Source organism: Rhizobium sp. HT1-10 (genome assembly GCF_049472505.1).
In the GTDB taxonomy this organism is placed as follows: Bacteria; Pseudomonadota; Alphaproteobacteria; order Rhizobiales; family Rhizobiaceae; genus Rhizobium.
In genome coordinates this window covers 621,546-629,517 of record NZ_JBCEBQ010000003.1, presented here as the reverse complement: position 1 = coordinate 629,517, position 7,972 = coordinate 621,546, and the positions used below count along the sequence as shown (strand labels likewise).

6 protein-coding genes are annotated in these 7,972 nt (G+C 57.9%); 4 read left to right on the top strand and 2 right to left on the bottom strand.

All coding sequences use genetic code 11. From position 1 onward, the window contains the following. Window positions 1-28: 28 nt before the first annotated feature. Both uvrB and VH564_RS11595 read left to right on the top strand, forming a co-directional pair. Entirely contained in the window at window positions 29-3,031 is a 3,003-nt protein-coding gene (uvrB, locus tag VH564_RS11600) for an excinuclease ABC subunit UvrB (RefSeq protein ID WP_423339999.1), read from the top strand. A gap of 180 nt (window positions 3,032-3,211) precedes the next feature. Continuing rightward, a complete protein-coding gene (locus tag VH564_RS11595) occupies window positions 3,212-3,409 on the top strand; it encodes a hypothetical protein (protein ID WP_423339970.1) in 198 nt (65 codons plus the stop codon). Between the two features lie 57 nt (window positions 3,410-3,466). Here the strand turns inward: VH564_RS11595 and VH564_RS11590 are convergent, their stop codons facing one another. Together VH564_RS11590 and VH564_RS11585 are read right to left on the bottom strand one after the other, a co-directional pair. Further along, window positions 3,467-4,054, bottom strand: coding sequence for an SH3 domain-containing protein (locus VH564_RS11590; protein ID WP_423339969.1), 588 nt, complete (start codon window positions 4,052-4,054; stop codon window positions 3,467-3,469). Window positions 4,055-4,063: 9 nt separating this feature from the next. After that, window positions 4,064-4,561, bottom strand: a complete 498-nt coding sequence (locus VH564_RS11585) for an invasion associated locus B family protein (protein ID WP_423339968.1) — start codon at window positions 4,559-4,561, stop codon at window positions 4,064-4,066. 280 nt (window positions 4,562-4,841) lie between these two features. On the opposite strand from VH564_RS11585, the gene VH564_RS11580 reads away from it, so the two are divergent. Together VH564_RS11580 and VH564_RS11575 are read left to right on the top strand one after the other, a co-directional pair. Next, window positions 4,842-5,687, top strand: a complete 846-nt coding sequence (locus VH564_RS11580; protein WP_423339967.1) for a hypothetical protein — start codon at window positions 4,842-4,844, stop codon at window positions 5,685-5,687. Window positions 5,688-5,800: 113 nt separating this feature from the next. Further along, window positions 5,801-7,972 carry a UvrD-helicase domain-containing protein gene (locus VH564_RS11575; RefSeq protein WP_423339966.1) on the top strand — a complete coding sequence of 724 codons (2,172 nt, stop codon included), beginning with the start codon at window positions 5,801-5,803 and terminating at the stop codon, window positions 7,970-7,972.

Below are 7,972 nucleotides of genomic sequence, written 5' to 3'. Positions count from 1 at the left end.
CCCCGCCCCGCCGCTCCATATTCCGTGCATGGCCAGACCCCCGAAGACATCCCCCGCCCGCGACGATCACAACACCGGTTTCGAGGAGGCGCCGCAGGCGCCGTTCGAAGGCGCGCCGCTGTCGGGCGGCGTCGCCGAATGGGTGAAGCAGCTGGAATCGGAGGCGGAGCTGTCCGGCGTCGAGACGCAGCGGCAGATCGCCTCCAAGGCCGGCAAGCATCGCAAGAAGGTCGAGATCGCCGCCTCGAAATCGGCGCGCGGCACCTCCATGGGCGGCTCGACCGATCCGAAGACGCGCGCCGCTGCCGGCCTCAACCCCGTGTCGGGCATGGATACCTCGCTCGAGGACGCCGCCAATGCCGGCACCGCGGTGACAGCGACAGTCGAGGCGCTGTCGGCGCTGATCGAAAGCGGCAATCCGCTGTTCAAGGACGGCAAGATGTGGACGCCGCATCGCCCTGCCCGCCCGGAAAAATCCGAGGGCGGCATCAAGATCCGCATGCAGTCCGATTATGAGCCGGCCGGCGACCAGCCGACGGCCATCAAGGAACTCGTCGCCGGCATCGACAGCGGCGAGCGCAGCCAGGTGCTGCTCGGCGTCACCGGCTCCGGCAAGACCTTTACGATGGCCAAGGTGATCGAGGCGACGCAGCGCCCGGCTCTCATCCTGGCCCCGAACAAGACGCTGGCCGCCCAGCTCTATTCCGAGTTCAAGAACTTCTTCCCCGACAATGCGGTGGAATATTTCGTCTCCTATTACGACTACTACCAGCCGGAAGCCTATGTGCCGCGCTCCGACACCTTCATCGAGAAGGAATCGTCGATCAACGAGCAGATCGACCGCATGCGCCACTCCGCCACCCGCTCGCTGCTGGAGCGCGACGACTGCATCATCATCGCCTCCGTCTCCTGCATCTACGGTATCGGCTCGGTCGAGACCTATACGGCGATGACCTTCCAGATGGCCGTCGGCGACAAGCTCGACCAGCGGCAATTGCTCGCCGACCTCGTCGCCCAGCAGTACAAGCGGCGCGACATGGATTTCCAGCGCGGTTCCTTCCGGGTGCGCGGCGACACGATCGAACTGTTTCCAGCTCACTTGGAAGACGCAGCCTGGCGGATAAGCATGTTCGGCGACGAGATCGATTCGATCACCGAGTTCGATCCGCTCACCGGCCACAAGACCGGCGACCTGAAGTCGGTCAAGATCTACGCCAACTCCCACTATGTGACGCCCCGCCCGACCCTGAACGGCGCCATCCGGCATATCAAGGAAGAGCTGAAGATGCGGCTCGCCGAGCTGGAAAAAGGCGGCCGCCTGCTGGAAGCGCAGCGTCTGGAGCAGCGCACGCGTTACGACATCGAGATGATCGAGGCGACCGGCTCCTGCGCCGGCATCGAGAACTATTCGCGCTACCTCACCGGCCGCAATCCCGGCGAGCCGCCGCCGACGCTGTTCGAATACATTCCGGACAATGCCCTCCTCTTCATCGACGAGAGCCACGTTTCCGTCAGCCAGATCGGCGGCATGTACCGGGGCGACTTCAAGCGCAAGGCGACGCTCGCCGAATACGGCTTCCGCCTGCCCTCCTGCATGGACAACCGGCCGCTGCGCTTCGAGGAATGGGACGCCATGCGCCCCAACACCATCGCCGTGTCCGCGACGCCAGGCAACTGGGAGATGGAACAGTCCGGCGGCGTCTTTGCCGAACAGGTCATCCGCCCGACCGGGCTGATCGATCCGCCGGTGGAAGTCCGCTCTGCCCGCAGCCAGGTCGACGACGTGCTTGGCGAAATCCGCGAGACGGCGGCTGCCGGCTACCGCACGCTGGTGACCGTGCTCACCAAGCGCATGGCGGAAGACCTGACCGAATACCTGCACGAGCAGGGCGTGCGCGTCCGCTACATGCATTCCGACATTGACACGCTGGAGCGCATCGAGATCATCCGCGACCTCCGGCTCGGCGCCTTCGACGTGCTGATCGGCATCAATCTGCTGCGCGAAGGCCTCGACATCCCCGAATGCGGCTTCGTCGCCATTCTCGATGCCGACAAGGAGGGTTTTCTGCGCTCCGAGACCTCGCTGGTGCAGACCATCGGCCGCGCCGCCCGAAACGTCGACGGCAAGGTCATCCTCTATGCCGACAACATCACCGGCTCCATGAAGCGGGCGATGGAGGAAACCAGCCGCCGCCGCGAGAAGCAGGTGGCCTACAACACTGCCCACGGCATCACCCCTGAGTCGGTCAAGGCACGCATCTCCGACATTCTCGACAGCGTCTACGAGCGCGACCATGTCCGCGCCGACATCTCGGGCGTCTCGGGCAAGGGCTTCGCCGATGGCGGCAATCTCGTCGGCGGCAACCTGCAGGCCCATCTCAACGCGCTGGAAAAGCAGATGCGCGACGCGGCCGCCGACCTCGACTTCGAGAAGGCAGCGAGATTGCGCGACGAGATCAAGCGCCTCAAGGCCGCCGAGCTCGCCGTCATGGACGACCCGATGGCCCGCCAGGAGGCCAGGGCCATCGAGGCCGGCAATGGAAAAGCGAAGGGCAAGCGCAGCGCTCCCATCTCCCCCCTTGTGGGGGAGATGTCGGCACAGCCGACAGAGGGGGGGCTCTCCGCCAACTCAGCGTCCGCCGGGGCGCCCCCCTCTGTCCCTACGGGACATCTCCCCCACAAGGGGGGAGATCAGCCATCGGCCTCCTACTTCCAGAAACCGTCGCTCGACGACATGGGCCCGGGCACAGACACCGCGAGGCCGCTGTTCCGCAAGAACAGTCTCGACGAGATGACGGTCGGCCGGACGGAGAAGCCGTCGGCGGGCAACCTGCCCGCTCGCCCGCCCGAGACGATCAGCAGCAAGAAGCGCATCTCACCGCGGCTCGAGGGCCAGCCGGAGCGCAGCGACGGCAGGGACGACCCGCGCCCGATCATCCGCGCCAAGGCCGGCGCCGGCTCCTACGAGGATGCCGGCGACGTCAAGCGCCAGAAGCGCACCAAGGGAAAGACCGGCCGCCCTGGCCGCTGAGCCGACGAGATCGACGGCCGCCGGACGCAGCGGCCGTCGGACCAGCAGGCGCAGACGCCGGCGCTGCGGGACATCGCGCGGGCGCCGGTGCTGCGCACATCGCCCAATCGGCGGTTGTTAAGGCTAAGGCAATCTCTGCATGGCATTGCATCTCTGGCTATCGAAAGACGGAGAGAGGGAATGGCGATAATCGGCTTCAGGAACACCCACAACCAGCAGGTCTATGTCAACCCGGCGCAGGTGCTCTACGTGACGGCCTTCGAGGAGGATGTCTCGATCATCGCCTTTGCCGTGGCGGGTGCCGGCGGCAAGCCGCTCACGCTCTATGTGCGCGGCACCGCCGACCAGGTGCGCCTCAAGCTCGACGGCCAAGTCTAGCACTGACCGAGCGACGCCGAAGCCGCCTGCTTCAACCTGAAGTGACGGAGTCGCCGCTCAGCCGAACACCTCGCCCGGATAGGCGCCCCAGATCGACGCCTGGCGGACATAGCCGCTGAGCCTGTCACCGCTGAGATGGACGCGGCACCAATGGCCGTCGCAGGACGAGAGCTGGACCTGCACCCGCGGCTGCAGCATGGCGGTCGCCCGCGCCTCGGCGCTGGCGGCGATGCGCAGCGGCACGTCGCCCTTCAGCCAGGGTGCGATGACGCCGGTACGCCGTCCGGAGAGAAGCGCCCCGTACATCCAGCCCGAAGCCCCGTCATAATCACGCACCTGTCGCCAGCGGCCATATTCCTGGGTGACCTCGAGCGGCAGGCCGGGCGCCTGGTAGATGAAGCGGGTGGCATAGTCGAGCGAAGGGCCGATCCGCATCCGCGCCTTGCGCGGCTTCAGCGACACGAAACGCGGCAAAGGCAGCCCGCTCTCGCTGCCCCGCAGAAAGCCCGCAGGCAGGCTTCCCCATGCCCCGCCCGGCGCATGCCCCAGCGGCGCCGCCGACGGAAGCGGATGCCAGAGCGGCGACACCAGCAGGGCTACGCCGGCAAGGCCGAGAACAACGGCAACGCCGCGAGACAGAGCCATGCCCCGCCCTCACCGGCAGGCCGAAACCTTTTTCAAGGCCGCCGAAATCCCGGCAAGCGAATAGGTATAGCGGGTGGACGTGCCGCGTTTGGAGGTGGCGCTGACGGTCATGTCGCTGCCGTCGCGCATCGCAGCCACGAGATCCGGCTCCTTGGCCTCGTCCCGCACCCAAGCGGCATTGTCCTTGGACACCATGGCGAAACGCTTGTCATCGACCGCAACGGTGATCGGCGCGCCCGGCTTCAGCATATAGCCGCGCACCGCCTCGGGCACGAACCCGCCGCCGTTAGACGCCGGAGAAACGAGAAAATAGTTCTTGCCGTGGTCGATCCCCGCAGGCTCCATCTTCTTCGGCATCGACAGCGCATAGCAGACCGTCCCCGATTTCGCCGCATAGGAATAGACACCCCAGTCGTCATACTGCTGGATGCGGCTGGGCTCGGCATGGGCTGACAGAGCGGAGGCGACAAGGGCGGCGACGGCAAGAATGGGGGTTTTTGCGGGCATGATCTTCCAGACAGGTTTTGGACAAACTCAGACCGGATTTTGAAAAACCTCCGGCCGCGATAACGGCCCAATTGGAGCCCGCGGAGGGTTACCGGGAGGTTAAGGGAGTGGTTACGATTTTGTGATGGGGGAGTTTGAGACAAAACCATGATCTCAATTATAAGCAAAAATTCTCTAGCGCGAATTGCAAGCAAGCGTTACACGTATATCTTGCAACCCATCACACTTGAAGTTTTGGTCATTGCCGTCAATACCGTGAATATAGACCGAAAGTCTCTTAATGATCAGCCGGCCACACCCAAAAGAGCTAACGCAAGGCACCATTTTCACGTGTGCAGCATCAGAGAATTACGGCGAGGTTGACGTATACGGACTTATAATCACAGCACGTTGCGACATTGCTAACGGTAAAGCACCAATTTTTAGTTATATACCGCTCTTGTCCTACATGGACTGGGCGGTCCGCGACGGTGCGGGAATTGTGGCATCAAGGATTTCTGCGAATTGCTCAGGCGAACTTCGCAAAATTGTGAAGAGCGCCGGTCTTTCAGACAGCGTTCTTGAGACAATTTCCACTGATTTAATTCTCGACCTTCTCGACAAAGAAAAAAGCAAAGAGGGCAAAGTTCGTTCGACTAGATTTAGAGAAAATCTTCAAAAAAAATCCGACTGTGATGAATATTTGTCAACAGGTAGCATCCAATCCGCTAAGGCCATTATTTCTCAAAGCAACGGAATATATCACGGTCTTGTGAAGGAGCTTGTGGGCAATGGCGTGGCTGACTTTCACTATTTGGATCAAATTGAATTCGGAAAAGAGCCGACAGGATACGTAGCTTCATTGCGCGAAATTCGCTTTATGCCAGCTAGAGTTGCGTCTAGAATTATCGATGGCATTGACCGCCAGACCTATATCGCACTTGACGGGGCAGCAAATGGGGGCATGCACTTCCGCTCAGACGATGACTACGCGATGCCAGTTGGATTGCTGAAGTCACCATTTATCGAATTCCTGATGCAGCGACTGACAACACTGTTCAGTAGGATCGGGGTAACGGATATAACAAGCAACCGAATTGAATCGCTTAAGAACGCGTTTTCCGAAATCGAGAGGGTGTCAAAGTGAAGTACGTCGCGGTACGCGCAGATGCAATTTCGGACCTTATATCCGACCGCTCTCTCCAGTCTGCTGATTTCCAATCTGGGAGAGATTTTGCATCGGTAATGCGAGGTAATAGCATGCAGTTGACCGCGTTACAGGTCGAATGCATGGACGCAGGAGATGGCTTAGTAATTTTCGGAACCGATGCTGACGAAAAGAAATATGTAATATTCGATCTTATTCAAAGCGGCCTTTCAGGAGTGGATTCCGATTACGATATTCTTCAGTACGTGCAGAGGACTTTGCGCTTCTCCATTAAGTACTGGACTAAATCTGTCCGATCGCCAAATGAAAAAATAGTTAGCGCAAGAATTGCTGTTGTTTTTCCATTCTCCCTTAGTCAAAGAAATGGAACGAGAATTGCGATAGACTTAAATCCTGACGTAGATCGCCTTTCTAAACGTGGACAATCTGGGCGATATCTTCTTTTTTACAAAATCAGCAAGAATGAAGGCGCGGGGCCCGACGAAACTTCCCAGCCAAACATTCTTCGGAAATTTATCGACGAGTTACCGAGTGGGCTCACAACGAGGGGCGTCGCGTCGAATAATTACACGCAAGGTACGTCGGGAATTCACTTCCTAGAAACCGTACTGGATAAGACTGCAAAAAAGAATGTCGACATTCACCAATCGTACGAGACGTGGTTACGTCTAATTACGGAAAATCAGCAAAGAGTAATATTTGGGAGCCTTGGGCACCCCGTAAGGATCGAAGGCCCAGCGGGCACGGGCAAAACGCTGACGTTAATACTAAGAGCACTACGAATTTTGAGACAAGCTAAAGATGAAGGAAACGATTTAAACGCACTGTTCTTTACTCACAGCGACGCCACTCGTAGGAACATTTCGACAATTGTTTCCGCAATGGGAGGAGAAGAATACCTTTCCGATCAACCTCAAAAGATACGCTTAAGGGTTGAAACGTTACAAAGCTATTGCGCTGAACTATTGCAAAACGAGATTGAGTCAACAGAATTTGTCGACATAGATGCCTACGATGCGAAGCAGTTGCAGCTTCTTTACGTTGAATCTGCAATTGCCGAGGTTGCGCAAGAGCTATCGACATACGAGAAATTTATGTCCAGCGAATTTCTGGATTACTGGAGTAACGAGGCCTCGGAAATAAAAAATTATCTAGTTCAACACGAAATAGCGTTAGTAATTAAGGGACGAGCTTCTGAAAAACTCGACGTCTACAAGAAAATTGGCCGCGTCAAAAATGGCCTTCCAGTCATTTCAGAAGGGGACAAGGCATTTCTCTGGCGAATCTTCGAGTCGTACCGCAGACAACTTGTGACGGGCGCGCAATTTGACACTGATGATGTGGCAATTAGCGCAATTAGTCAGCTTTCAGCACCAATCTGGCGCCGGCGACGTTTCCGAGAGGGGTACGATGCAATCTTTGTAGATGAAACGCATCTGTTTAATATGAACGAACTGTCGGTTTTTCACTATTTGTCACGCGACGACAAAGCATACCCAATCTCTTATGCCGTCGACAAGTCGCAAGCGATTGGAGATCGTGGCTGGGGTGATGACATCGATGTAACGACGTTACTGCCAGACGAAAAAGAAAGGGGAACTGAGCAGGCTGTCACAGTAAAAGGTATTTTCAGATGTTCTCCAGACATAGTTAATCTTGCCTTCTCTATAACGTCGTCTGGCGCGAGTTTGTTTTCAAATTTTGAAGACCCTATGAGCCTATCTTACAGTCAAATGGGGTTTTCCGAAGAAAAACGCGCACGATCACCAACTTTCCGGCTACTCGCTTCTGACGAGCTGATGATGGAACAAGCGTTCACAATCATCGAGACCTCTCGACGAGAGTCCGGCGACAGCCCACTGAGTGCCGCGATAATTACCCTTTCTGACGAACTATTTCACGGCCTGGCAATGTTCGCCGAGAAAACAGGTCGCTCCTTCGAGGTCATTAAAAGCCGTGGTGATGCAGAGACGGTACGTCGAGCTGTCATAGATGGTAAGTTTATTATTTCTTTGGCTGATTATGTTGGCGGTCTTGAATTCGATGAGGTCGTATTGGTCGGGATTGATGCCGGACGGGTTCCACCCACGGGAGCAGATATGCAGGCCGAGAGCAGAGCCTATCTCGATTTTGCGGCGCATAATCGGCTCTACGTCGCGGTAACCCGTGCGCGGTATTGCGTCACCATCCTTGGAGTCACTGAACGCGGTCCTAGCTCGACCCTCAGTGCAGCATTTGCAGCTGGCGCTATATCTTTGGCGTAA

What these genes read in the sequence shown, in the direction of transcription:
- VH564_RS11595 (WP_423339970.1), top strand. Translation starts at nt 3,212, where the DNA reads ATGGCGATAATCGGCTTCAGGAACACCCACAACCAGCAGGTCTATGTC.
- uvrB (WP_423339999.1), top strand. Translation starts at nt 29, where the DNA reads ATGGCCAGACCCCCGAAGACATCCCCCGCCCGCGACGATCACAACACC.
- VH564_RS11585 (WP_423339968.1), bottom strand. Translation starts at nt 4,561, where the DNA reads ATGCCCGCAAAAACCCCCATTCTTGCCGTCGCCGCCCTTGTCGCCTCC.
- VH564_RS11575 (WP_423339966.1), top strand. Translation starts at nt 5,801, where the DNA reads ATGCAGTTGACCGCGTTACAGGTCGAATGCATGGACGCAGGAGATGGC.
- VH564_RS11580 (WP_423339967.1), top strand. Translation starts at nt 4,842, where the DNA reads ATGATCAGCCGGCCACACCCAAAAGAGCTAACGCAAGGCACCATTTTC.
- VH564_RS11590 (WP_423339969.1), bottom strand. Translation starts at nt 4,054, where the DNA reads ATGGCTCTGTCTCGCGGCGTTGCCGTTGTTCTCGGCCTTGCCGGCGTA.